This window comes from Panacibacter microcysteis, from assembly GCF_015831355.1.
GTDB lineage: Bacteria > Bacteroidota > Bacteroidia > Chitinophagales > Chitinophagaceae > Panacibacter > Panacibacter microcysteis.
Window position 1 is genome coordinate 2420166 of record NZ_JADWYR010000001.1, and the last position, 24797, is coordinate 2444962.

General features: G+C 42.9%; 22 protein-coding genes. 10 read left to right on the forward strand and 12 right to left on the reverse strand.

Annotation, left to right across the window (positions count from 1 at the left end):
• Nucleotides 1–92: 92 nt before the first annotated feature.
• The 3 genes from I5907_RS09820 to I5907_RS09830 all read left to right on the forward strand — a co-directional run bounded on the left by I5907_RS09820 (nucleotide 93) and on the right by I5907_RS09830 (nucleotide 3404).
• Nucleotides 93–1142, forward strand: coding sequence for a sensor histidine kinase (locus tag I5907_RS09820; protein WP_196990536.1), 1050 nt, complete (start codon nucleotides 93–95; stop codon nucleotides 1140–1142).
• Nucleotides 1143–1163: 21 nt separating this feature from the next.
• Entirely contained in the window at nucleotides 1164–1898 is a 735-nt protein-coding gene (locus tag I5907_RS09825) for a LytR/AlgR family response regulator transcription factor (RefSeq protein ID WP_196990537.1), read from the forward strand.
• A 228-nt stretch (nucleotides 1899–2126) separates the two neighbouring features.
• Nucleotides 2127–3404, forward strand: a complete 1278-nt coding sequence (locus tag I5907_RS09830) for a M28 family peptidase (RefSeq protein WP_196990538.1) — start codon at nucleotides 2127–2129, stop codon at nucleotides 3402–3404.
• A gap of 52 nt (nucleotides 3405–3456) precedes the next feature.
• On the opposite strand, the gene I5907_RS09835 is transcribed toward I5907_RS09830, so the two are convergent.
• Both I5907_RS09835 and I5907_RS09840 read right to left on the reverse strand, forming a co-directional pair.
• Complete coding sequence (locus I5907_RS09835; protein ID WP_196990539.1) at nucleotides 3457–4023, reverse strand: alpha/beta hydrolase family protein; 567 nt, start codon at nucleotides 4021–4023, stop codon at nucleotides 3457–3459.
• An 85-nt stretch (nucleotides 4024–4108) separates the two neighbouring features.
• On the reverse strand, nucleotides 4109–4393 hold the full coding sequence (locus I5907_RS09840; protein WP_196990540.1) for a hypothetical protein: 285 nt from the start codon (nucleotides 4391–4393) through the stop codon (nucleotides 4109–4111).
• Nucleotides 4394–4637: 244 nt separating this feature from the next.
• Here I5907_RS09840 and ubiE point away from each other — a divergent pair, with 244 nt between their 5' ends.
• The 3 genes from ubiE to I5907_RS09855 all read left to right on the forward strand — a co-directional run bounded on the left by ubiE (nucleotide 4638) and on the right by I5907_RS09855 (nucleotide 6801).
• The gene (gene ubiE / locus I5907_RS09845) at nucleotides 4638–5381 is read left to right on the forward strand and encodes a bifunctional demethylmenaquinone methyltransferase/2-methoxy-6-polyprenyl-1,4-benzoquinol methylase UbiE (RefSeq protein WP_196990541.1); all 744 of its coding nucleotides are present in this window, start codon (nucleotides 4638–4640) and stop codon (nucleotides 5379–5381) included.
• Between the two features lie 143 nt (nucleotides 5382–5524).
• Entirely contained in the window at nucleotides 5525–6277 is a 753-nt protein-coding gene (gene porT, locus I5907_RS09850) for a type IX secretion/gliding motility protein PorT/SprT (protein ID WP_196990542.1), read from the forward strand.
• Nucleotides 6278–6504: 227 nt separating this feature from the next.
• Entirely contained in the window at nucleotides 6505–6801 is a 297-nt protein-coding gene (locus I5907_RS09855; protein ID WP_196990543.1) for a hypothetical protein, read from the forward strand.
• A gap of 250 nt (nucleotides 6802–7051) precedes the next feature.
• Here I5907_RS09855 and I5907_RS09860 read toward each other — a convergent pair whose 3' ends face one another.
• From I5907_RS09860 to I5907_RS09880, 5 genes are all read right to left on the reverse strand, one after another.
• Nucleotides 7052–10699 carry an ATP-binding protein gene (locus I5907_RS09860; protein ID WP_196990544.1) on the reverse strand — a complete coding sequence of 1216 codons (3648 nt, stop codon included), beginning with the start codon at nucleotides 10697–10699 and terminating at the stop codon, nucleotides 7052–7054.
• A 225-nt stretch (nucleotides 10700–10924) separates the two neighbouring features.
• Nucleotides 10925–12079 (reverse strand): hypothetical protein, encoded by a 1155-nt coding sequence (locus tag I5907_RS09865; RefSeq protein ID WP_196990545.1) that lies wholly within the window; start codon nucleotides 12077–12079, stop codon nucleotides 10925–10927.
• Between the two features lie 10 nt (nucleotides 12080–12089).
• Nucleotides 12090–13583, reverse strand: coding sequence for a T9SS type A sorting domain-containing protein (locus I5907_RS21905; RefSeq protein ID WP_196990546.1), 1494 nt, complete (start codon nucleotides 13581–13583; stop codon nucleotides 12090–12092).
• A 385-nt stretch (nucleotides 13584–13968) separates the two neighbouring features.
• Nucleotides 13969–14322, reverse strand: a complete 354-nt coding sequence (locus tag I5907_RS09875; protein WP_196990547.1) for a phage holin family protein — start codon at nucleotides 14320–14322, stop codon at nucleotides 13969–13971.
• Nucleotides 14323–14327: 5 nt separating this feature from the next.
• Nucleotides 14328–15608 carry a M16 family metallopeptidase gene (locus I5907_RS09880; protein ID WP_196990548.1) on the reverse strand — a complete coding sequence of 427 codons (1281 nt, stop codon included), beginning with the start codon at nucleotides 15606–15608 and terminating at the stop codon, nucleotides 14328–14330.
• 202 nt (nucleotides 15609–15810) lie between these two features.
• Between I5907_RS09880 and I5907_RS09885 the strand changes: the two genes are divergently transcribed.
• Together I5907_RS09885 and I5907_RS09890 are read left to right on the forward strand one after the other, a co-directional pair.
• Nucleotides 15811–17985, forward strand: a complete 2175-nt coding sequence (locus I5907_RS09885) for a carbohydrate binding family 9 domain-containing protein (RefSeq protein ID WP_196990549.1) — start codon at nucleotides 15811–15813, stop codon at nucleotides 17983–17985.
• A gap of 124 nt (nucleotides 17986–18109) precedes the next feature.
• Entirely contained in the window at nucleotides 18110–18937 is an 828-nt protein-coding gene (locus I5907_RS09890; protein WP_196990550.1) for a cyanophycinase, read from the forward strand.
• On the opposite strand, the gene bshA is transcribed toward I5907_RS09890, so the two are convergent.
• Nucleotides 18924–20090 carry an N-acetyl-alpha-D-glucosaminyl L-malate synthase BshA gene (gene bshA, locus I5907_RS09895; RefSeq protein ID WP_196990551.1) on the reverse strand — a complete coding sequence of 389 codons (1167 nt, stop codon included), beginning with the start codon at nucleotides 20088–20090 and terminating at the stop codon, nucleotides 18924–18926. The genes I5907_RS09890 and bshA overlap by 14 nt on opposite strands.
• Before the next feature lie 281 nt (nucleotides 20091–20371).
• On the opposite strand from bshA, the gene I5907_RS09900 reads away from it, so the two are divergent.
• Together I5907_RS09900 and I5907_RS09905 are read left to right on the forward strand one after the other, a co-directional pair.
• A complete protein-coding gene (locus I5907_RS09900; protein ID WP_231402014.1) occupies nucleotides 20372–21766 on the forward strand; it encodes a M20/M25/M40 family metallo-hydrolase in 1395 nt (464 codons plus the stop codon).
• A gap of 1 nt (nucleotide 21767) precedes the next feature.
• Nucleotides 21768–22157, forward strand: coding sequence for a hypothetical protein (locus I5907_RS09905; RefSeq protein WP_196990552.1), 390 nt, complete (start codon nucleotides 21768–21770; stop codon nucleotides 22155–22157).
• A gap of 58 nt (nucleotides 22158–22215) precedes the next feature.
• On the opposite strand, the gene I5907_RS09910 is transcribed toward I5907_RS09905, so the two are convergent.
• From I5907_RS09910 to I5907_RS09925, 4 genes are all read right to left on the reverse strand, one after another.
• On the reverse strand, nucleotides 22216–22818 hold the full coding sequence (locus tag I5907_RS09910; RefSeq protein ID WP_196990553.1) for a hypothetical protein: 603 nt from the start codon (nucleotides 22816–22818) through the stop codon (nucleotides 22216–22218).
• 19 nt (nucleotides 22819–22837) lie between these two features.
• Nucleotides 22838–23287, reverse strand: a complete 450-nt coding sequence (locus I5907_RS09915; RefSeq protein ID WP_196990554.1) for a hypothetical protein — start codon at nucleotides 23285–23287, stop codon at nucleotides 22838–22840.
• A gap of 175 nt (nucleotides 23288–23462) precedes the next feature.
• Entirely contained in the window at nucleotides 23463–24431 is a 969-nt protein-coding gene (locus tag I5907_RS09920; protein WP_196990555.1) for a YpdA family putative bacillithiol disulfide reductase, read from the reverse strand.
• Nucleotides 24432–24487: 56 nt separating this feature from the next.
• Entirely contained in the window at nucleotides 24488–24790 is a 303-nt protein-coding gene (locus I5907_RS09925; protein ID WP_196990556.1) for a hypothetical protein, read from the reverse strand.
• Between the last annotated feature and the right edge of the window lie 7 nt (nucleotides 24791–24797).

A 24797-nucleotide genomic window follows, 5' to 3' on the forward strand; every position in this document is an offset into this window, starting at 1 on the left:
AGGTTAAATTTGTATTTGTGCCATTTGTACCAAAATGCTTATGATAGAAAGGAATTGATTTGAACATGAGAAAGCATAAACCTTAATCACAAATGAAGAACAAAATTTCAGCATATTGGCTTTGCCAGTTAGGCGGCTGGAGCAGCTATATACTTGTATATACCTTTTTTTACTTTACCATCCGTACACTGCCCAGTCCCGATTTTTTTCCTACACTTTTTCTTGATGCCATCGGGGGTTTGTGTATTACGCACGTAATGCGCACGTTTATAAAACGCTACAGGCTGCTGAATTTCGATATCAGGAGGCAGATCATTTTCATGGGTTTAACCACCCTGTTCTTCTCGCTGATTTACGGCACACTGATCGTGAAAGTAGACGAATTCCTTGGCCTGGAATCAGACATGTGGAAGAAGTATACTTTCTGGAACAAAGTACTGCGCATGTCTGTAAACTATTTTCTCATTTTACTTATCTGGAACCTGATTTACTTCACTTATCACTATGTAGTGAAATCAAGAACTGATCAACTCGATAAAATCAGGCTCGAGAGTCTTGTGAAAGAACTGGAACTTAAGACCATCAAATCACATATCAACCCACACTTTATATTCAATGCGCTCAATAGCATAAGGGCGCTGGTAGACGAAAATCCTGAACGTGCAAGAACGGCCATTACAGAATTGAGCAATATACTACGCAGCAGCATGCAAGCCGAGAAACTGGAAACAGCGCCGCTGGAACGGGAGCTCAACCTGGTAAAAGATTACCTGGGGCTTGAGCATATCCGTTTTGAAGACCGGCTAAATGTAGAGTATGATATAGATGAAGACACGCTCGATCAGCATGTACCGCCAATGATGTTGCAAACACTGGTGGAAAATGCCATTAAACACGGCATCAGCAAACAGGTAAACGGCGGGAAAATCAGGATCATCTCAGATTTCAGGGGAAACAACCATGAACTGATTGTGCAGAACACAGGCCATTTTATTTCCGATCAAAACCCGGAAGGTTTCGGAATTGTAAGCACACAAAACAGGCTGAAAATATTGTATGGCAATAAAGCAGCTTTTGCTTTACAGAATGTAAACGGCAACATGGTTGAAGCAAAAGTGGTAATACCAGTATTAAATGTATAACTAAAACCAAATTATTGTTGTATGCCAATTAAAGCGATAATTATTGACGACGAAAGACTTGCCCGTACAGAGTTGCGGAAATTATTACAGGAGTTTTCAGACATTCATGTAATAGACGAAGCCGCCAATGTAGACGAAGGTGTGGAAAAAGTAGAAACACAAAACCCCGATCTTATTTTTCTCGACATACAAATGCCGGGAAAAACAGGCTTCGACCTTTTAGGTGAGCTGGATAAGGCACCGCATGTTATTTTTACTACCGCGTATGACGAGTATGCGCTGAAAGCATTTGAAGTAAATGCGCTTGATTATTTGCTAAAGCCCATTGAGCCAAAACGCCTGAGTGATGCTATTCAAAAACTGCAGTACGAGATAAGCAAAGAAAAAGAAGGGCTCAACGGTTTTCTGAACCGCGGACCATTAACAGAAAACGACCAGGTTTTTGTAAAAGACGGCGAACGCTGCTGGTTTGTAAAACTCAACGAGATCCGCCTGTTCGAAAGCGTGGGCAACTACGCAAAAGTATTTTTTGGTACCAACAAGCCGCTGATCTTAAAATCGCTCAACGCACTGGAAGAGCGGCTGGATGAACGTGTGTTTTTCCGTGCAAACCGCAAGCATATCATTAACCTGCGCTGGATAGAAAAAATAGAGCCATACTTCAACGGTGGTTTATTGGTGGAGTTGAAAGGCGGCGAAAAAATAGAAGTAAGCCGCAGGCAAACTGTAAAGTTTAAAGAGATGATGAGTTTTTAGTTTTTAATGATGAGCCCGGCAGCAGTACATGCATGAGACTGCTGTTGCGTCGCACTCTTCAACTGCAGGAAGTAAAAGGAGCAGGAGCGGGTGTTATAACCTGTACACCGCAAAAGACGTTGCCTGCGTAAAAAAGCACGCTGCAGCCGCCATAACAGCGGAACGTTGAACCGAGCGTGGCAACAGGCGATGCCCAAAGAATCTATAGCCGACAACAAAAAAATACACATGAAGAAAATCAGCTTGCTGCTTTTATCAGCAATTTCCACCACTTGTTTTTCCCAGAAAATCGACAAACTGATCAACGCAAAAGAAGTTGAGCGTATAGAGAAAACCCTTTCTGCAGACGATATGCAGGGCCGTGCTTTGTTTACCCCGGGTATTGAAAAAGCAGCAGCTTTTATAAGCGATGAATTTGGTAAGGCGGGGCTGCAAAAATTGGATGGCGCTCAAAGCTACCTGCAATCTTTTTACATGTTAAAGCCTTTGCAGCAAAGCATCTCGGCAAATGCAAACGGTGAGGCAATTGCAGAAAATAACATCATTGTTATTACTACAAAACCGGAACTGACCGTTAATAATACAGCCGGTTTTGAAAAAGTAAACATCAACAAAGGGGATAACATTTTTGCCAAAGCATATGAGTATGTAAGCAGTAACAAAAACTATGTGGTTACAGTAGATACATCTTTTGCGAAAATGTTTCCAAGGCTGCAATATTTTAAGAGGCAGCTTAGCCCAACAGAAACCAGCGTGGTTTTTGTGTTATCTGCCACTCCCGCAGAACTTACACTAGAGGCAAAACATAATTTCGATACATTAAGGCTGGCCAACGTGGTGGGTGTGTTGCCCGGCAAATCGAGGCCTAATGAGCTGGTGATTTTCTCCGGCCATTACGATCACCTTGGTATTGGCAAACCGGAAAATGGTGATTCTGTTTACAACGGCGCCAACGACGATGCTGCCGGAACAACAGCCGTAATTATGCTGGCAAAATATTTTGCCAAAATGAAAAATAACGAGCGCACACTTGTATTTGCTGCATTTACCGGCGAAGAAAGTGGCGGCTTCGGATCAAAATATTTTTCAGAGAAATTCGATCCTGCAAAAGTGATGGCCATGTTTAATATTGAGATGATCGGCACAGACTCTAAGTGGGGTAAAAATTCAGCCTACATAACCGGTTATGAAAAAACGGACATGGGTAAAATTCTGCAGGCCAATCTTAACGGTTCAGGATTTACTTTTTACCCCGATCCTTATACGGAGGAAAACCTGTTCTACCGGTCAGACAATGCCACCCTTGCAAGGCTTGGAGTGCCGGCGCATACCATTTCCACTTCAAAAATGGATAATGAGCCAAACTATCATAAGGTAAGCGATGAAATAGGTACGCTCGATATGAATAATATGGCAGAGATCATTAAATCCATTGCCATAAGTTCAAGGTCTATTATCTCGGGGAAAGATACCCCTACAAGGGTTAATACCAGTGAACTGCAATAAGAACAAACCGATATTTGATATAGGAACGCTTCGGCATTGTCTGCAGCGTTTTTTATTTGCTAAAGAACTGCCACATTTTTAAAAAAGCAGTGGTGTCTGGCCGGCCATTCTGTAAAAGCTGCACCTGGTCGGGCGGCAACAAAGGCACCGTACAGGTATAGGGTTGCAGCGATGCCGATAAATCTGCAATACCCGCCAGTTTTGATGGTAAATCGCAGCCCAGTTTGCGTGCCATGGCACCACCCTGGCCCAAACCAGCTACAAATAATTCTTTTGCATTGCAGCCGTAGCGCTGAACAAAATAGTCTGCTATAATGGATATAAAGCCTGCATCATTTACACTGCCGGGTGCGTTGCCTGTGCTCCATGTTTTGCCTGCTGCATCGGGATAAAGCACTACTGCCTGCAAGCTGTCTGACTGTGCATGCAGTACATCCCCGTACCTACTTACTACATTTTTAGATGTGCTGCCACTGTCGTGTAAAACAATCAGCAACCGGTATTGGTTAACTTCTTTATTGTGGTGCTGTGGAATATAAAACAGGCAATTTCTTGGAATCCCGTCAATGATAAAATCTGTGTTGTAAATCGTCTGGCCAGCCAGGTTATCCTGTCTCATTGCCGGAAAATATGCGGCAAGCAGTAAAACGAACAGGAAGTGTTTTTTCATCAAGGTTACATATCGCTGCAATTAAACTTACGTACTATTTACCATTTTCTGCATATACAGATATACGGGATTCCACATCGTTGAACATCTTCACACGGTCATCATGCGTGGTACGTTGTGTAAAAATGATGTAATGAAAACTATCAATTTTGAGCGGGTAGTGTGCATGGGCAGCTTTCACAATAATAGCGGAAAAGCGGATCCGGTCTTGCTTAAGCAGCATGTCTTTCCTTAAACTATATGCATCAAAAGCATCGTAGATAATAAGTGATAGTAACATGAAGAGGAAAACCAAAGGCACAAAAATCATGCGTTTCATTACTTAGGTATTGGGATTTATAATATGCAAAGATAGCTAATATGAGTATTGAATAATTGCTGCATCCATAGCGTGTAACTTAACCCTACAAAACCGGTTATTTTAAGTACTTGTTTTACAGGAAAGAAAATCTTCTTTTGGATAAATAAAAGTCTGTTAATACTATATTTAGTATACGTAGTAAATAACGTAATGGTAAACATAAAATATGCTTTTACTTTCCCCGTAATATCTTTGCCGGCGTATGACAAAATTTGCGCACGATAGTATTTTGCCGGATAATGAAAGCAACCTGGAAAAAAAACAGCAGGTAGCCGGCATGTTTAACGACATAGCAAAGCGATACGATTTCTTAAACAGGCTCCTCAGTGGCGGCATAGACAAAAGCTGGCGCCGCAAAGCCATTGCTCAACTAAAAGACTTGCAGCCAAAAGCCGTGCTCGATGTAGCAACCGGCACAGCAGATGTAGCTTTGATGACATACAAAATGCTAAAACCGGAAAAGATCGTAGGCATAGACATTTCCGACGGTATGCTGGAACTGGGGCGTAAAAAAATAGCCAGGCAGGGGCTCGATAACCATATTACACTGTATAATGGCGATAGTGAAAACATCAGTTACCCGGATGGATCTTTTGATGCCATTACAGTAGCTTTCGGTGTGCGCAATTTCCAGCATCTCGAGAAAGGATTGGCCGAAATGCTGCGCGTACTAAAGCCGGGCGGTAAACTGGTCGTACTGGAGTTCTCAAGGCCCAGGCAGAAAAGCTTCAAAGGTTTTTATAATTTTTATATGAAGACTGTTGCACCACAGGCGGGTAAACTGTTTTCAAAAAACCAGGGTGCATACAAATACTTAAACGATTCTGTACAGGCTTTTCCGGAAAGGGAAAATTTTACTGCAATACTATTGCAAACCGGTTACCGCAACGTGTATTTTAAGCCCCTTAGCCTCGGTATTTGCTGCATTTATTGCGGTACAAAATAATTACGCAGAAACCCCTTATTTTGCAAGGGCGAAAATAAAAAGGTACAGCAAACGTTATTTAAACCGAAAGGTTTACAATACTATTCTAAAACAAAAGACTTCTGATTTGATCATTAATTGTACCCAACTTATTTATACAAACAATGACAGGAAAATTAATGCAGGGCAGACCGGGGTCTTTTTTGTGCAAAAGTTTATTGCTTCTTACGGTGGCCTTTACAAGCGTGTGCGTTTCTGCCAATGCACAATTTAAAGAGTTGAACAGGCCCGATCATGATCAGCTTCCTTACTATTTCGGCATTTATTTAGCTTACAACAATACCTATCTTCACCCATCCAAAAGCTACAAGTTTATACAGGATGACAGCGTGCTTACAGCAGAGCCGGGCGCCAGTGGCGGTGTGGCATTGGGTTTCCTGGCCACGTTTAAACTAACAGACCGTATTGAGTTCAGGCTAAACCCAAACCTTGTAATAGGCGGGGCAAAATACTTTTCCTATACACTCAAAAATCCTGCTCCGGGCGAAGATCTGACGCAGAAGAAAACATTGCCTTCATCCATCTTTACCTTTCCATTGCAGTTTAAATTTAATTCCGACAGGATCAATAACTTTCGCGTGTACCTGCTGGCAGATGCATACGTGGCAACAGATCTTATGGCAAACGCCGGCAACCGCAATGCAGAAGATCTGATCAAACTTAAAAAAAATGATTTCGGTGTAGAAACAGGTATAGGGTTCAATTTTTACATGAAATATGTAACGTTATCGCCCGAAATAAAATTTACTTACGGTATGGCCGATCTGCACGCCAGGGACCCCAACCTAAAATATTCCAGCGTGTTTGATAAATTGCAGTCGCGCATGATCACATTCTCCATTAATATCGAACAATAATTTTTTGGAGCCAGGCATTTGTGCAGGTGGCATCGCCTGTTGCGTCGCACACTTCAGCATTCAGGCCATTGCCCGGCACGCAGTGTACAGTCACGTATTGTTTATTTCTGCAGGCATATCTTTTATACGGCGTGCTGTGCACGCCGTTGATTTGTTTACAACATTTCTTTGCTGATCTTCATCATAGTAATCCCAACACATACAGCCTAACTTCAAAAGAAAAAGTTATGGCCAATCCCCATCATCGTGCAAAGCATAAAAGTTACGTGCACCACAAGCATGTGGCACAACAACATCATCAACACGAACATGCAATGGTAAAAAGAGCTGCGGCAAGTGCATCTATGCCGCTGCTTATTGCAGGCGCCCTTGCCGGGCTGCTGGTCGGTTATATTGCCAATAAAAATAGCCTTGTGCTCCTTGCTGTAGCCTGCGTTGCTGGTGCACTGGCTGGTTATCTTTTTGGCAAAAGCATTGATAGTGCTGCCAGGAAAGGCAAAAAAAATGACAGGATCACCTCCTGATGCCTGCAAGGCTACCTGCAACATATGTTGTAACGTATGTGCCTTTGCCTAGTAATGATTATTGGTGTCTTTGGCCACGGAGAATATGGTTGGCGTTTATGCGGCATTACAGTTACTGAACGCTGCAGTTGCCATGAAAGTGGAACGTTGAACCGAGCGTGGCAACAGGCGATGCCATTGGTTATAATGCCGGCCCCAGCATTAGCCTGCAGCATTTGCACCTGGCGTAATAACAGGCGCAGCACGCCAATCAGTTAAGGGGAATTTCAAAAAAGAACGTACTGCCTTTGCCCAGTTCACTTTCTGCCCATAGTTTTCCGCCATGCCGCTGAATAATATCAGCAGCCACATACAGGCCGATACCAAGGCCATGAAATGCTTTGCCTGTTTCATCCACACGATAGAAACGCTGGAAAATTTTATTGAGATTATTGCGTGCAATACCAATACCTGAGTCTTTTACTGCTACACGTATGTTGTGATCAACAATAATGGTGTGTACCGTTATATAGCCTGCGCCTGGTGAATATTTGATGGCGTTGTTTAACAGGTTGATCAGCACCTGCTGAAGCCGTTCCCTGTCTCCGGTAACAGTTACATCAGCGTTGCCGTTGTGCAGTATGTGGTGCTTTGATGTAGGTTGTACGCTTTCAAGAACAGAACTGATCAGTGTTTGAAAATTGAAGGGTGCCAGGTTTAACTGCAGTTTGCCGTTTTGTATCCTGCTCATGTCAAGCAACTCAGCAATAAGCCTGTTTAGCTTGTCCAGTGAATTTGCTGCCCTTTCAACATACTCTACGCTGTTGGCTTTTTCTTTATTCAGTGCATCGCATGCAATCTGCAGATAGGCTTTGGCGCTGGTAAGCGGAGTTTTTAGTTCGTGCCCGGCAATGCTGATAAATTCATCTTTAGCCTGTTCTTTTATTTTCTGGTCGTGTATATCCATGCTGGTGCCTACAAAACCTATAAAGCTGTTGTTTTCATAACGTGGCACGCCTTTGTCGAGAAACCACCTGTATTCACCGGCTTCTTCGTTTCTCAGCCTTATTTCAATACTGTATGGCGTTTTGTCAATCGCCGACTGGTGCATAGCATCTAAAACGTGGGCAAGGTCTTCCGGGTGAATAAATGTTTTCCAGGAAAGCTTGCTGATATCAGCATTTTCAGGATAGCCAAAATAAGTAAGACCGGTTTTGTTGAGGAATGTTGTCCGGAGATCTTTGTCTGTAAGCCAGACAAAGATGGGCGCTTCATTGGCCATGCCTTTGAAACGATACTCGCTTTCTTCCACCCTTTTCCTGGCTGTAACGTGTTCGGTGATGTCATACGCAATGAACATTACACCGGTTACTACACCATCTTCATTGCGGTAAGGTTCAAAAATTATTTTCAGGTAGACGGTTTCTTTATTGCCTTTACGGATAAGATCCAGTGATGTTTCTTCAAACACAACGCGATGCCCCGTCTTGTAAACACTGTCAAAAACTTCTTCATAACCCTGTCCGGCTCCTTCTGGTATGGATTTGAACAATGGCTTACCCAGGAGCTCTTCTATGGTTTGCCTGCCGGATATTTTAAGCATATTCTGGTTCACGATTTCCCATACGTGATTCGGGCCTTTAACAACGCCGATACTAACAGGTGCCTGCATAAAGAATTCGCGTAAATGAGATTGCAGGTGTCTTTTGGTTTTGATGATTTTTATGTGTGCACGAATCCTTGCGAGCAGCTCTTTTGCAGAAAATGGTTTGACAAGATAGTCATCGGCACCAATTTCATAACCTTCTATCATCGACTCTTCACCCGCTCTTGCAGTGAGCAGGATTACCGGTATACTTTCTGTTTCTACATTTGCCTTTATTGTTTTTAAGAGTTCAATACCATTCATTACCGGCATCATAACATCAGACAACACCAGGTATGGTTTGTGGGCTTCTACTTTTTGTAACGCATCTACACCATTGACTGCCGTTATTACAGTATATTCATTTTCCAGCAACGATTGCAGGTAATGCAGCATGTCTGCATTATCGTCTGCTACCAGGATAGGCAGTTTGTTACTGACATCCCGTGCAGGCAGATCTTTGGATGTATGTTCACGCACCAATACATTTACTTCCTCAACAAATGCCATTTCCGGTATCTCTGTTTCTTCAGTAAGGACTGCATTAACCTGGGATGCCGGCAGGTGATCTTTGCCGAGCGGAATATTTACTGTGAAAATGCTGCCTCTGCCGGGCTCGCTTTCTGCCGTTATTGAACCTCCATGTAACTGCACAAGTTCTTTAATGAGAGACAAGCCAATACCTGTTCCTTCATGGCTTCTGCCAACAACATTTTGTACACGATGAAACCGGTCAAATATCAGGGGCAATTCCTGCTGGGGTATGCCAACGCCTGTATCTTTTACCTGCAGCACCAGTTGTTCTTCCTTCGTAAATAATTTTACGCTAATACCGCCGGTAAGCGTGTATTTGAAGGCGTTGGAAAGAAGGTTGAAGATGATTTTCTCCCACATTTGCCTGTCTACATAAACAGCTTGTTGAATGGGCTGAGCATTGATTTCAAACGAAAGGCCGGCTTTGTCTATTACCGAGGTGAAGTTTGCCGTGAGATTTTTTGTAATGGCAACAATGTCTGTTTTTGTAAAACTGGCAAGGTGCCTGCCGCTTTCTATACGACTGAAATCTAACAGCGTATTAACCAGTTTAAGAAGCCGCAGGGCATTGCGCCGCGTAACAATCAATTTATCCAGTGTTCCGGCAGTAACGAATTTGTCTGCTACAATTTCGTCTAAGTTGCCGAGTATAAGCGTAAGTGGTGTTCTGAATTCGTGGCTGATATTGGTAAAAAAGATTGTCTTTGCCCGGTCAAGTTCTTCGAGCGCTTCTTTTCTTTTTTTCTCGGCCTGGTAAGCCAATGCGTTGTTGGCATTCAGTGTTACCTGGTCCGCAATCTGCCGGATAAAGTTTTCGAACCTGCCGTCAAACTTCCGGTATGGGTTTAGACCAAAGGTCATTATTGCCAGCGGGTGTGTTTCTGTAGCCGACTTTATCGGCACATGGACATAATGATCAGGCATTATATCCCATGTGCCTTTCGGCAGATCTTTCCAGCGACCGGTGTTTTTCGAAACGACGGTCTTCTGTTCAAATACAGCAGTTCTGAAATTAGGTAAATCGCTGTTACGCAAATCAATTATAACCGGTGATTCCATATTCCCGGGTTCGAAACCAGTCCAGGCTATCGCCTCTGCAAAAGACATGTCCTCTGCAATTTTATAAACTATCGCAAATGGAAAGTCCCTCGTATTGGAAGAGATTGCGTTGATGGCCTGGCGATATACTTCATCTTCCGCATCTTTCTGAATGAGCGCGTTTAACTGTTTAAGTGTTTCCAGCGCACGTTCGTTGAGTATGCGCTCGGTATCTGCTGTATTATAACAGATCATACCGGCGGGTTTAAGATCATTACCCAGTACAGGCGTATACGAAAACGTGTAATAGGTCTCTTCCTTATAGCCGTACCGCTCCATGATCAGCAGTTGTGATTCTACGTATGTGCCGGTGTCTTCCTCCATTACTTTTTTAAGCATGGGTTCTATATCGCTCCATATATCGCTCCACACTATTCTTGCAGGCATGCCCAGTGCATGGGGATGCTTGCCGCCCACGATTGCTTTGTAAGGATCATTGTAAAATTTAATAAGATCCGATCCCCAACCGATCCAGATGGGTTGTGTTGATGACAGCATGATGCGTATGCACGTCTTCAGGCTTTCATCCCACTGGTGTGGCTCACCGAGGCTGGTTTTACTCCAATCAAAGTTTCTTATACGCTCACCCATTTCACCTCCACCCGAAAGAAATGGAGGAAATTTTTTTTCTGTTAATTCCATACCGGGACAGGAGGTTTGATTATAACTGGTTCTTCTCGAAAAGGATCTGATGCAAAAACAAGCCAATCAATCACACTTAAAGCGATGATGAAGTTAAAGAAAGAAACAAAATATATGGAGTAGATATTTTTACACTTATAACCAGGCCAGGCAGTAAAAACAGGTAACAGCAGGAATAATGTAAGATTACAAAATAATTGCTGTCACCCGTATATGCGTGTTTATTCAATAGACAACCGTTACATCGAACGTGCGGGACACGCCGATTGCAAGGGCTATCAGTGCACCAAATACAATAGTTACATTATTGGCAGAGCTTACATAACTGCTGCCTACTACCATACCGGCCGGTAGTGCTGTTCGTGGATTTACGATTACGGTAGCATTAAGTGGGGCGTTAGCAACGGCGAATGTTACGGATGATGTATTTAAAAGCGATATGGCAGGGATATTAACAGTGGCACTTGTTTTATATACATTGGTAAGAGCAGTTCCATTTGCTCCCAGTTTAAAGCCGCCATTTACATCCAGCTTTACTAAAGTATTTGGTGTGGATGTGCCAATGCCTACATTAACACTTGTGTTGCCGAGTATCAAAGCATTATCCTGTGTTGTGGAAGCTCCGTTGCCGATAGCTGTAGCGTTTGCACCGTCTGCCTGCGCTGCATTACCTATTGCTGTGGCCTGGCTGTTGTTGGCCTGCGCCGCCGCGCCTATAACAACAGTATTGCTATTGTTACTGGTGGCATTGTAGCCAATGGCCACATTATTTGCACCGGTAGTATTTGCTGATAATGCCTGGAAGCCCAAAGCGGTATTGTTATTGCCACTGGTATTTGCTCCCAATGCCTTGTACCCAAATGCAAGATTACGTGCACCGGCTGATACGCCATAATTGCCGGCTGATAGCCCAAGGTAGAGGTTGTTGGTAGCCGTAATATTATCAATATATCCTGCAGTTGTATTGTTCACCTTTAATTGCAGGGCCATATTATCTGTAGTACCCAGGAAGTTTGTGCCAGCCGTTGTACCTGAATTACCGGTGGTTGTCCAACCGGTTTGTGACGATAACAAAGGCACCCAGTTGGGCGAAATACCTGTGCCGGCATTATACTCATACCAGTTAGTGGTATTATCGAAAATAAGTAAGCTGTTTGCCGGTGTGGTTATTGCATTTCGCTGCGTAGTGCTGATACGCGGTATTAACAGGCCTTTTTTTGTTGTTGCGGTATTTATATTGATGTCGAGCACGGCACTTACATCGGCAGATGCATTATCGTCATTGATGGCCACGCCGGTTACCTGGGAATAAAGATTAAAAGATGATAAGAGACAAATAAAAAATAGTGTTTGTGCTGGCTGGTAGTTTCTTTTTTGCATATTGAAAGGTTTAGTGTTGTATAGAAATTTTCGAAGATTGGCTGAATGTATTATCCGGGCTGGACAGTGTGATATAATAAAAACCGGAAGGGATGTTTGACACCGGAATGCGCACTATTTGCATACCTGCCGGGGCATTATAAGAATATAAGATTTTACCGCCGCTGTCTGCAAGTTTGACCATGTAATGCTGCTGCGCAGCTGGCATGACGATGTTTATAAAATTGTTTGAAGGATTAGGAAATGTAATAGCGGAACATTGTTGGACTTTGGTGAGTGAGATAATGTTTGAGCAGACAGAAGTGTTGTCTGTATATTGCCGCTTTACCCTGTAATAAACTTTTTGTACAACCGGCAATGATTGATCCGTGTATGTATAACCAAGAACACTGTTGTCACGAACATATATCGTTCCGGCTTTGCTGAAGTTTGAACCATCGGTACTACGTTCCACTTCAAAAAATGCTGTGTTGAAAACTGCTGTGGTCTGCCATTGTAAAACGGCTTCTGACGAATGGATTCTGCCGGCGAGTTTTATTTTTTCGTTGGCTAAAACAATGTTTAATGCAGATACTGCAACGGGGTAATAAGCCCATGGTGCATTATCGTACGTAACTTTTCCTGTATAGGTGAAAGGTCCGGAGCCGTTTGGCGGAGATGCAGGACCCTGGCCGGTTTCGGGAAACCATGTGGAGTTATGATTGCGCATAATGGTGATATCATACGGCCGTCTTGGTGTAAAACCAGCATCTTCATTTGCCAGGTTCCATTGCGGTGTAACGTTGAAATAATCGCCCGTAACGGGATTTGCTTTGTTGATAATCCAGGTTTTTTTAACGCTGCGGTAATTGGTATTACTACCCTGCGGGTCGCCGTTTGCAGGGTTATGTGGAAAATAAATATTGTCAAAAACCCTTACACCAAAATCATCTGCTGTACCTCCATATTTTATGGTAACAGGTGTATAGTGATTTGCCACGGCAGAAGTGCCTACAGGATAAAATGTACCGGTTACACCAACCTTACTTTGTTTTAGTAAGCCATGACCGGTTGTAATAAAAAATTTACCACTGTTATCATTGAGCGTATATGGTAAAGCGTTGGTTTGTGTGAGCCAGTAATTACCTTCTTTTATTTCTGTGGCGCCGTTATAAAAATAGTGTATGCCTTTAAGAATAGTGTTGACTTCTACCGAAATGCCAAAACTGTTGCGCTGGTATACCGAACCCAGTCTTACACCATAGTTTGCAGTGCTGAATACGTTTGCACAGCCTGTACCTGCAACGCAGGTAATTCTTTGTTGTACTGTACTTCCTTCAAAACTCCATATAGCGGCAACATCGGCATTTATAAGGCCATCGCACCTTACATCACCGGGCAGATGCATATACACATTTGCACCACCGCTGATTATGGTATTGGTACCCACTACTATTCCGGTAGTTTGCGCTTGTGAAATGTTATAGAAGATTGTTACAATACATAATAGCCAACATCTGTTCACAGTTTGTTTTTTAAGTGTGATGAATATGTCATTTAAAAACCGGATTGAATTGGTTATGATTGTTTTGGAGGATGCGGAGTAAAATGAAGGTGGGCTTGTTGTATATAAAACAGATTTTTGGCGTCAATTATTGAACAAAGCTATGCACAGGCTAACAATATTTTTATACAGCATATGAAAAGTGCTGAAATGCAGGCTGCATAAAGCTAAAAAATATGTTTACCTACAGGGCTTTCTCGTTATGAACATGGATGAATACAGGTGAAATGGGGAAGGATAATCAGCGTGCCGGCGGGAACTGATCGCCGCAGCTGCCATGAAAACGGAACGTACAAGTGAGTGACACAACAGGCGATGCCACCTGTTCCAAAAGCCGGTGACCAAATTAGTCTTCCCGCTTTCCTGCGCCGATAAGGCTTTCGATAATTGCGGTGGCCAGTGATAGTAAAATACTAAACAGTAGGGCAGAGAACCACCCGTCTACCGTAAAGCCGGGGACGATGTCTGCAGCCCATTTGATGATGAGAATATTGATCACGAGCAGGAACAAGCCCAGTGTAACAACTGTTAGCGGAATGGTAAGTATAATGAGTAATGGCTTTATGAAACTATTGAGCAGCGCCAGTACCAGTGCCAGAAAAATGGCTGTAACACTGCTGTCGATGTTTACACCGGGTAAGAAATACGCAGCAATGATGGCTGCAACGGCTGATACCAATAGTTTGCCAAGGAATTTCATTGCTTTTAAATTACGGTTAGTTCATAAAAAGCATCTTCGTTGAGATACTTTTGCGCCAGTGCCCTTAATTCTTCTGCACTGATCGTTTTGATGGTTTGTATGCTGTCATAAAAATACGCATCAGTAAGGTTGTTGAGCACATAATTTTTCCAGCGGGCTATGATCTGGAAAGGGCCATCCAGATCTCCAAGGATGGAGCCGATCATATAATTGCGTACGAGGTGCAGTTCCTCTTCATCAACCAATTCTTCGCGCAGGATCTTCATTTCTTTGAAAACTTCTGTAATGGTTGCGGCGCAAACATCGCGTCCGGCTTCTGTACTTACCACCCATGCGGTATTGTGGATATGGTTTTGAACAAAGCTGTATATGCCGTAGGTATAACCTTTGTCTTCGCGAATATTACTCATTAAGCGCGAACCAAAAAAACCGCCGAAGATGTTATTGAGCACCTGCACCTTCATGAAGTCCGGGTGATGCCTGTTGGGAAAAGGCCGCGCAATTCTTATAGCACCCTGCACGCCGTTTGCATCGTTTATTACGTGGTGTTTCTTTTCTGTTGCCGGCACCTGTGCGTGATCAACAGCGGGCACAGACGCAGGGTTAAAAGGCAAGCTGCCAAAATGTTTATTGAGTTGTTGCTGTATATCTGCCGGTAATTTACCTGCAACAAAGAGTATGCATTTGCCCTCTGTATAATATTGTTTATAGAAAGCCAGTAACTCCTGTTTGTTGATGGCATCATACTCTTCTGCAGAACTATATTTACCATATGGGTGTTCTTTACTGTATAGTAATTCGTCGATGATTCTGCCTGCAACGAAATCGCATTTCTTCAGGTTTACTTCCAGTTTTTGTTTCTGGTTCTTTTTGTAAATGGCCAGTTCTTCTTCGGGAAAAACACTCTCTGTAAAAATCTCTGCCACCACGGGCAGTAAGGTATTTACATGTTTGTTTAAACAGTGTAACGTAACGGTCGCCGTTTCATTGTAGCAACTGCGGTTGAGATATGCGCCGTAATATTCAAAATGTTCGTTTATCTCATAGGCAGAGCGCTTTTTTGTGCCGTTCTTCAGCAGGTAATTTGCCGAGGCTGCAACAATGTTTTTTTGCTCGTACCAGTTACCGGCATAGAATACCCATTCCACCATTAATACATCCTGCTCGCCTGCGTCTACAGTATACACGGGCAGGCCATTATCAAGCGTAAATTGAGTACACTGTTTTAATTTTAAATCCAGGTCCACTGCATCAAGTATCTGCGGTTGCTTATTTCTTTCCGGCATATGCTTTATTTATCGGGCAACAAAATTAGGAGAATGGTATAAGAGCAGGTTATTTTTTTGGGGGCGTAGATGGAATGCTGAAGGGGAACAGCGAAGCGGCAATCTCAAAAAAAAACACACTGGCTATTTGGGCAGCCGGGCTTATAAAATTCTTAACATTACCTATCTTACATGCTTTAGCAAGTAAAACCAACCGACTGTTTTGAAAAGACTCTTCCTGATTGTGTTTGTAGCCTGTAGTGCCATTGTATATGGACAAAAAAAGAATGCAGCCTTTCAACTACATATCCAAAAAGCCGCCTCTGCTGTAACCATTGATGGAATAATGAATGAAAGCGCGTGGCAGCAGGCAGATGTTGCCAAAAACTTTTTTATGGTGTTGCCAATGGATACCAGCCACGCCAGGGTAGCCACTGAAATACGCATGACATACGATAACGAGAATATATATGTTGTTGCGGTATGTTACCTTTTGAAGAAGACGCCATATATGGTGGAATCGTTACGGAGAGATTTTAACTTCGGCAAGAATGATAACTTTATCTTCTTCATGGACCCGTTCAACGATCTTACCAATGGGTTCACATTTGGTGCAAATGCTGCCGGTGCACAATGGGATGGTATGTTATACGAAGGCGGTAAAGCAGATCTTAACTGGGACAACAAATGGATATCGGTTGTAAAAAATGACGATGAAAAATGGGTGTTTGAAGCAGCCATTCCTTTTAAAAGTATCCGTTATAAAAAAGGCATCACCACGTGGGGCATAAACTTTAGCAGGCTGGATATTTCTGTAGCAGAAAAATCTGCCTGGGCACCTGTACCAAGACAATTTCCTACTGCATCCCTTGCCTATACCGGCAATCTTATCTGGGATGCCGCACCACCAGAAGCAGGCGCCAATTTCGCGGTAATACCTTACGCGCTGGGTGGCGTTTCCAAAGCATATGATAAAGAAGACAAAGCCGCTTACCGTAAAGATATCGGCGCCGATGCCAAGATTGGTCTTAGTTCATCACTCAATTTAGATCTTACAGTAAACCCTGATTTCTCACAGGTAGAAGTAGATAAGCAGGTTACCAACCTCGACAGGTTTGAATTATTTTTTCCCGAACGCAGGCAGTTCTTTCTTGAGAACAACGACCTTTTTGCCAATTTTGGCTATGCCAATGTTCGTCCTTTCTTCTCGAGAAGAATTGGCCTGGGTGTACCCATCAACTTTGGTGCAAGATTAAGCGGCAGCTTAAATAAAAACTGGCGCATTGGTCTTATGGATATGCAAACAAAGCATGTGGATGAGACCGGCTTGCCTGCGCAAAACTTTGCCGTGCTTGCATTACAGCGAAGGGTGTTTGCAAGATCCAACATCCGCTTTATGTTTGTAAACAAGCAGTCTGTTAATTACGATCCAGGCAAAGACACTACCAAACCGTTATACAGCCGGTATAACAGGAACATTGGTGTAGAATATAACCTTGCTTCTGCCAACAACCTGTGGAATGGTAAAGCAATGCTCATGAAATCATTCAGCCCCGGCAAGGCCGATAAGGATTTTACGCACGCTGCAAACCTGCAATATGCAAGCAGGCACTGGCTCGTAGCCTGGCAGCACGAGATCGTTGGCAAAAATTTTAATGCAGAAGTTGGTTATGTGCCGCGCAGAGATTACGTAAAAGTAAACCCCTCTGTTGCCTATCTTTTCTTTCCAAAAACATATGGCAAAATATTAAGTCATGGTCCCAAAATAACATCAACTGTTTTCTTTAATGGCAGCTTCGGGCATACAGATGATGAAACAATTTTGCAGTATATCTTCAACAAACGGGACCAGACAGTGTTTGACGTATGGGCAGGTAATTCTTATGTAAAGCTCTTGCAGCCGTTCGACCCAACCAACAGTAACAAAGACACTCTTGCCACCGGTACACAACACCGCTGGAATGCCTGGGGCCTCGATTATTTTTCAAGACCGCAACAATTGCTCACCTATAACCTTTCTGCACGTTTTGGTGGTTATTATGCAGAAGGTACGCGTGCCAACCTTATTGCAGATATCGGCTATCGTTTTCAGCCATATGCAAGCATAGCGCTAAGCGCAAGTTACAACCATATCAAAATGCCGGCTCCGTGGAATATTACAGACTTCTGGTTAATAGGTCCGCGCATAGATATTACGTTTACGAATAAACTCTTCTTTACAACATTTGTGCAGTACAACAACCAGCAGCAAAACATTAATCTCAATACAAGGTTGCAATGGCGTTACAGGCCCGCAAGCGATCTCTTCCTGGTATATACAGACAATTATTACCCGGCACCACTTTCCGTGCGTAACCGTGCCTTTGTGCTAAAGTTTACGTACTGGTGGAACAGTTGATTTTTTTTGCTGTTTGGGCCGGTCTGCATTGCTACTATAAGGCTTTCGTTGCGTCGCACTCTTGTACGCCAGGTGCTCTTTGCGGCATATGCAACCCCGTTTAAAATATTAAACCGTACTAATTATGAAATGGTATTTTGTTGTACTTATTACATTCACCGGTTTTTTCAGCAAGGCACAAAAAGGCAGCCTGTTTATTATTGGTGGTGGCGACAGAACACCTGCTGTTATGCAGGCAATGATGCAAACGGCTGCACTTGGTAAAGCAGATCATATCGCCATATTGCCGATGTCCGGCGCAGAGCCGGATACTTCTTTTTACTACATCAGCCAGGATCTGAAACCGTTGTGCAGTAATACGATTGCCATGCTCAATTTTACCAGGGATAAAGTAAACGACCGGCAATGGCTCGATTCACTAAAAACCGCGAAACTGATTTTTATTACCGGCGGCGATCAGAGCCACTTTATGAAAGCGGTTTTACATACACCCGTATTTGATGCTATACACGAGGCGTATAAAAACGGTGCAACCATTGCCGGTACAAGTGCAGGCGCCGCTGTAATGAGTAAGCACATGGTTACCGGCAACCAGCTAAGGGGAGATACGGTGTATCATTCTACTTTCGACAGGATTTGGAATAAGAACATACAATTTGAACCAGGGCTTGGTTTGCTGGATTCTGTTATTATCGATCAGCATTTTGTTGTAAGAAGCCGGTATAACAGGATGATGTCTGCATTGGAAGCTTACCCATCTTATACATGTATAGGCATAGATGAATCAACAGCTATTATTGTGCATGCAGGCAAAATTACTGTTGCGGGAGACAGCCAGGTAATTGTAATGAAACAACCAACAAACATACGGGCCAATAAAGACGGCCTTATACAGTTTGATGATGTGTTAATGAGTATTTATACAGCCGGAGAATATTTTAAGATTCAGTAAGTACTGGGTTAAGTTTCTGGCTGCTGCATTCCATGGAGCAGAACCTGCTGTAGAGTTGTTCATACAGTGGCACAATGTTATTGATATCGTATTTTACAGCATTATTGTATGCACCTTCCCGCATTTTTTCGAGCAGTTCTTCGTTGCTGAGTAATTCAATGGCCTGTTGCGTCATGGTGGCAACATCGCCCACATTTGCGGTGAAGCCGGTTTCGCCGTATATGTTTACCTCAGGCAAACCACCTGCGTTAGTGCTTATGACCGGTACCCTGGCAGCCATCGCTTCCAGCGCTGCAAGCCCGAAACTTTCGTACTCAGACGTTAGCAGGAAAAGATCGCTTACGAGTAATATTTCTTCTATTTGTTCCTGTTTGCCAACAAACCTTACATCATCCTGCACACCAAGATCTTTGCTCAGTACTTCCATGGCAGAGCGTTCAGGGCCGTCGCCAATCATCAACAGTTTGGCAGGCATTGCTTTTCTTACGCCTGCAAATATTTTCACGATGTCCTGCACACGTTTAACCTTCCTGAAGTTGGAAGCATGCACCAGCACTTTTTCACCATTTGGTGCAATCACTTTTTTAAAGGCATCTATCGGCTTCTTGCTAAAGCGTTTGATGTCTACAAAATTGTAGATCACTTCTATGTCTTTGGTTATTTTGAAAGACTTGTATGTTTCTTCCCTCAGATTCTCAGACACTGCTGTAATAACATCGCTTTCATTGATGGAGAAGGTAACTACAGGTTCATATGTTTTGTCTTTACCAACAAGCGTGATATCTGTACCATGCAGCGTAGTGATAAAAGGAATTTTACCACCTTCTTTTTGTATGATCTGCTTGGCCATATATGCTGCCGATGCATGTGGTATGGCATAGTGTACATGCAGGAGGTCCAGCTTGTGGTTCTTAATTACATCCACCATTGTGCTGGCCAGCGCGATTTCGTAAGGCGGATAATCAAACAGCGGATATGTTGGTACCCTTACTTCGTGGTAATATATATTGGTGTTGAATACATTTAATCTTACTGGTTGCTGGTAGGTAATAAAGTGCACGCTATGGCCCTTATCGGCAAGTGCTTTACCAAGTTCTGTTGCCAATACGCCGCTTCCGCCAAAGGTTGGGTAGCAGACAATTCCTATACGCATATTTTGCAGTTTGAGTGAGCAAAGTAACAATCATTTATTCATTTGGTTGAACCTTTTATCCAATATCGAAAACATACAACATTTGCTTAACTTGGGCACTGATGAGCAGGAAGCTGGCCGTAAACTGTTGAGCGTACTTTGTTTACCTGCTTATGTAAAAACGATTTGGAATATGCAGTATCGTTGTTGCTATATGTTTTGCAGTACAAGTGTGCGACGCAAGGAACGATGAGCCAGGCTCTGTAGCCGGGTTCATCATAAACAGCTATAAAATTATAACGATGAAAAAATTAGTGTTACTGTTTGGATTGATTCCTGCCATTACTCATGCGCAGCAATCTTACAACAATGCGATGAGTGATTCTGCAGTTATTAAATTGATTGCAGATGATATTATGGTTAGCAGAACGCCGTATAACAACCTGCATGATTTAACGAAGAAAGTTGGCGGCAGGCTTGCGGGCTCTCCACAAATGGTTATGGCAGAGAACTGGGGTAAAAAAGCGATGGAAGCGGCAGGGGCAGATAAAGTAATTATGCAGGAATGTATGGTGCCGCATTGGGTACGTGGCGGTAAAGATGAGGCTTCTGTAAATTACAAAGATGCGGGTGGCAGAGTACAGCGTTTTGCCTTGAATGCGCTGGCAATCGGTAACTCTCTTGGAAGTGGTGCGAAAGGCGTGGAAGGAACTGTGCTGCGTGTGAACAGCTTTGATGAACTGGAGCAGCAGAAAGATGCTGTGAAAGGAAAGATTATTTTTTACAATGTGCCTTTTGAAGAAACATTTATTGAGACTTTCAGGGCTTATGGAAAGAACGTGGTTTACCGCGGTGCCGGTGCAAGCCGTGCTGCAAAGTATGGTGCGGCTGGTGTTGTGGTAAGGTCGATGACCAATGCTGAAGATAACCATCCACATACAGGTTCATTGAAATACAACGATTCTTTTCCAAAGATTCCTGCGGTGGCAATTGGTATACAGGATGTGGCAAAAATGAATGAACTAATTGATAAGAAATTTGTTCTGAATGCAAAGCTTATTACTCATGGAAAACAATTGCCTGACACAATCGGGCACAACGTTATAGGGGAACTTACGGGTACTGAGCATCCTGAAGAAATTATTACTGTAGGCGGCCACTTGGATAGCTGGGATGTAAACGAAGGTGCGCACGATGATGGTACAGGTGTGGTACAAACGATAGAAATATTACGGGCATTCAAAGCACTTGGCTACAAGCCCAAACATACCATTAGGTTTGTATTGTTTGCCAATGAAGAAAATGGAACGAGGGGTGGTTTAAAATATGCTGCAGATGCCAAAGCAAATAATTTAACCATGTTGTTTGCGCTGGAAAGCGATGCAGGGGGTTTTACTCCAAGAGGATTTGGCTTTAGCGTGTCTGATAGTGTATGGAACAAGTTGTATGCCTGGAAGAAGCTGTTTACGCCTTATGGCGGTGATATGTTTGTAAGGGGTGGCGGCGGTGCCGATATAGGTCCGCTCAAAGAAACTTTTGGAACAGCGCTTGCAGGGCTTAGTCCGGACTCGCAGCGGTACTTTGATGTGCACCATGCAGTGTCTGATGTGTTTGAAGCAGTGAACATAAGAGAGATGAAACTGGGGGCCGTGAACATGGCTGCTTTATTGTATCTTGTAGATAAATATGGTTTATAATATGAAACGGAAAATTCTGAGGTACACATTGATTATCCTCTTTCTCGGGCTGGGTATTTTTGTATACGTGCGTTATTTCTGGGAATTTGGCGTGGGTACCAAAGCCGGTGTGTTGAATACGTTTATGAAGAAAGGTTATATGTTTAAAACGTATGAAGGAAAGATCATTCAAAGTGGTTTTAAGGCCAACGTACAAAGCAATGAATTTGAGTTTAGTGTAACAGACGAAAAAGTAGCCCAGATATTACTGGCCAATTCGGGCCGTGAAGTAGAATTGCGGTACAAAGAATATTTTGCAGCATTACCCTGGCGTGGTATGCAGAGATATGTAGTAGACAGCGTGTATGAAATACGACAGGATCCGAGGCAATCAGTGTTAAGTCCGAAATAGCAGGGTTGTTGCACCAAAAAATTAAAAGGCGCAGATAAATCTCTGCGCCTTTTTTATGCTAATTTTTCTGTAGTTCTTCCAGTCTCCTGGTTAGATCATCCAGCTTTTTTTCATTGTCTTTAATTGCTGCGATATTATCGTCTTTATTATTCCGAACCCTTTTCCTGAGTGCGCTTAGTTCTTTGTTTACATCTTTTAACTGTGCAGTAAGAGATGCAATTTCACGGTCTCTTTTATAAACTTCCATTTTCATCTGGAAGGAGTTTAACCATTTGCCCGCACTCCGGTATAAGTCAGCATTTAAAGTATCGCTGGCAAATTTTTCATTGTCATCTTTTACAACAAGTGTTACAACGCTTATTTCCCTCCCGTCATTTTTTGTTTTCCCGATATCGAAGTAAGCGTTTACTTTTTTTGTGCCTTCCAGTTCAGCGCTTTTTATTCCCTGGCCGTATAAATAGCCATCAGAACGTTTGGCTTTACCGCCTGAATTTTTTATCAGGTCTTCTAGGAAGTCTTTCACCAGGTCACTATTATCCGGCAATGTTATACTCTGGGCACTTTGCTTCGATTTATCGATTGTAAGAGATGCACTGCCTTGTGCAGATGCGCTTACAGAAAACACGATCGCTGCGATAAACAGTTTTAAAATTCTTGTCATACACGATGTTTGAGATAAGTTATTGAATAACGCCGGTGGCCTGAACGTTTGTATTATTGAGGATCTTAACGGCGTAACCTTTGTCAGAAGTCAGTTCTGCGTAAGGTACAGGTGTGTTGGTGCTGTTGTTGACTACAGGAGAAGTTGTTGCCTGGCCGCTTCCACCATCTATATCCTGCAGGTTAGAGAGAATAAATTCTGTGCCTGCTGTTGTGTCTGCAATAACCACATAAGATTTAAGCGTTACACCTGGCACCAGGTAACCTGAGCTAAGATTGATACTGATAGAAGCATTACCATCGCTGTTTTCTCTCACAGTAAACGAGCCTGCGTTTACCGCAGAGCCGGAGGAGTAGTTGTACAGGGTATAATTTGCAGATGCCAAAGGTGGCGTGTCATCTTTTTTACATCCCAATCCAGCAACAGCAGCCAAGGTTGTTCCCAGCAGCAGCATACGAAATTTTTTCATAAGTTTTTTTGCACCCCATAAGCCGAAAACTATGCCAGAGGAGGACGATAATTTGTTAAAACCCAGAGGTTAGCACTTACACTGGCTTTCCTATGCTTTTGCAATAGAGGAAAAAAGATTTTTCATGTTTGCAATCAAAAGATCTGGGAACATGGATACAGTAATGGGGATTTTATTACGCAGTTTTAGTGATGTGCGTAATGATCTTATCTGCGTGCTCTCTGGAGTTTTCAATAAACCATTTATGCGTGTTCATGCCCCCACATACTACTCCTGCCAGGTAAAGACCGGTAATATTTGTTTCCATCGTTTCGGGGTTATAAGTGGGGCACTGAATGTCGTCATCAGACAATTGAATGCCGAATTTTTTGAGAAAATTGAACCCTGGTTTATAGCCCGTCATGGCTATAACAAAGTCGTTGGGTATTGTTATCATTCCATCCGGTGTGTTGATGTCTGCTTCATGCGGTCGTATGGCCGCAACGGTGCTGTTATAGTAAGCTTTTATGCTTCCCTCTTTTATGCGGTTGACGATATCAGGCCTTACCCAGTATTTCACACGCTCACCAATTTCTTTTTCTCTTATCACCATGGTAACTGTGGCACCTTTGCGCCATGTTTCCAGTGCTGCATCTATCGCTGAGTTTTGGGCACCAATTACCAGCACTTTTTGAAAGGCATAATAATGCGGGTCTTTATAATAGTGCACCACCTTATCTAAGTTTTCTCCGGGAATATTAAGTAATACAGGAATATCATAAAACCCTGTAGCAATAATTATTTTACTTACTGTATACTGCTGTTTGGTGGTGGTTATGGTAAAATGTGTAGTTGCATCTCCCGAAACGGAAGTTACCTCTTCAAATAAATGCACATTAAGATCGAATGACTGTGTTACGCGGCGGTAATATTCCAACGCCTCAGCCCGGGTGGGTTTATTGTTTAAACTCATAAACGGTACATCGCCGATCTCGAGCCTGTCGGGGGTAGAAAAAAACGTCATGTTTGCCGGGTAGTTGTACAGGCTGTTTACCAGGCAGCCTTTCTCTGCAATTACATAACTTAAGCCTGCTTTTTTTGCTGCAATACCACAAGCCAGGCCTATGGGGCCTGCGCCGACAATCAAAATATCATACTTGCTCATACCGCAAATTACACACGTATCTGCAAGTAATAAACCTTTCGATATAAAAAGTAATTTTAATAAGCTGTAAAAACAATGATGATGCCTACTATAAGCATACCCGTCATGCCAATAAAAAATAAAATGTCGGCAATGGTTTCCGATAAGGTATTTTCCTCTTTCCTCAGCGAGATATAAGAGAGCATGGCAGAAGCCAGAAAAATAAATGTATTCAGGGCAAGCATTTCATCAGCATATGTAAGAATACCAAGTTTCATCACCCGGAACAACGCTATGATTGTTACGCATACACCAGACATGGTTATGGAACCATTGAACACATGGTCTGCAATATTTTTCTTTTTATCCCTGCCTGTCATGAGTGTT

Bases quoted from the DNA above. Each gene is read 5' to 3' on its own strand.
- I5907_RS09820 (WP_196990536.1), top strand. From the start codon at position 93: ATGAAGAACAAAATTTCAGCATATTGGCTTTGCCAGTTAGGCGGCTGG.
- I5907_RS09825 (WP_196990537.1), top strand. From the start codon at position 1,164: ATGCCAATTAAAGCGATAATTATTGACGACGAAAGACTTGCCCGTACA.
- I5907_RS09830 (WP_196990538.1), top strand. From the start codon at position 2,127: ATGAAGAAAATCAGCTTGCTGCTTTTATCAGCAATTTCCACCACTTGT.
- I5907_RS09835 (WP_196990539.1), bottom strand. From the start codon at position 4,023: ATGAGACAGGATAACCTGGCTGGCCAGACGATTTACAACACAGATTTT.
- I5907_RS09840 (WP_196990540.1), bottom strand. From the start codon at position 4,393: ATGAAACGCATGATTTTTGTGCCTTTGGTTTTCCTCTTCATGTTACTA.
- ubiE (WP_196990541.1), top strand. From the start codon at position 4,638: ATGACAAAATTTGCGCACGATAGTATTTTGCCGGATAATGAAAGCAAC.
- porT (WP_196990542.1), top strand. From the start codon at position 5,525: ATGACAGGAAAATTAATGCAGGGCAGACCGGGGTCTTTTTTGTGCAAA.
- I5907_RS09855 (WP_196990543.1), top strand. From the start codon at position 6,505: ATGGCCAATCCCCATCATCGTGCAAAGCATAAAAGTTACGTGCACCAC.
- I5907_RS09860 (WP_196990544.1), bottom strand. From the start codon at position 10,699: ATGGAATTAACAGAAAAAAAATTTCCTCCATTTCTTTCGGGTGGAGGT.
- I5907_RS09865 (WP_196990545.1), bottom strand. From the start codon at position 12,079: ATGCAAAAAAGAAACTACCAGCCAGCACAAACACTATTTTTTATTTGT.
- I5907_RS09875 (WP_196990547.1), bottom strand. From the start codon at position 14,322: ATGAAATTCCTTGGCAAACTATTGGTATCAGCCGTTGCAGCCATCATT.
- I5907_RS09880 (WP_196990548.1), bottom strand. From the start codon at position 15,608: ATGCCGGAAAGAAATAAGCAACCGCAGATACTTGATGCAGTGGACCTG.
- I5907_RS09890 (WP_196990550.1), top strand. From the start codon at position 18,110: ATGAAATGGTATTTTGTTGTACTTATTACATTCACCGGTTTTTTCAGC.
- bshA (WP_196990551.1), bottom strand. From the start codon at position 20,090: ATGCGTATAGGAATTGTCTGCTACCCAACCTTTGGCGGAAGCGGCGTA.
- I5907_RS09900 (WP_231402014.1), top strand. From the start codon at position 20,372: ATGAAAAAATTAGTGTTACTGTTTGGATTGATTCCTGCCATTACTCAT.
- I5907_RS09905 (WP_196990552.1), top strand. From the start codon at position 21,768: ATGAAACGGAAAATTCTGAGGTACACATTGATTATCCTCTTTCTCGGG.
- I5907_RS09910 (WP_196990553.1), bottom strand. From the start codon at position 22,818: ATGACAAGAATTTTAAAACTGTTTATCGCAGCGATCGTGTTTTCTGTA.
- I5907_RS09915 (WP_196990554.1), bottom strand. From the start codon at position 23,287: ATGAAAAAATTTCGTATGCTGCTGCTGGGAACAACCTTGGCTGCTGTT.
- I5907_RS09920 (WP_196990555.1), bottom strand. From the start codon at position 24,431: ATGAGCAAGTATGATATTTTGATTGTCGGCGCAGGCCCCATAGGCCTG.
- I5907_RS09925 (WP_196990556.1), bottom strand. From the start codon at position 24,790: ATGACAGGCAGGGATAAAAAGAAAAATATTGCAGACCATGTGTTCAAT.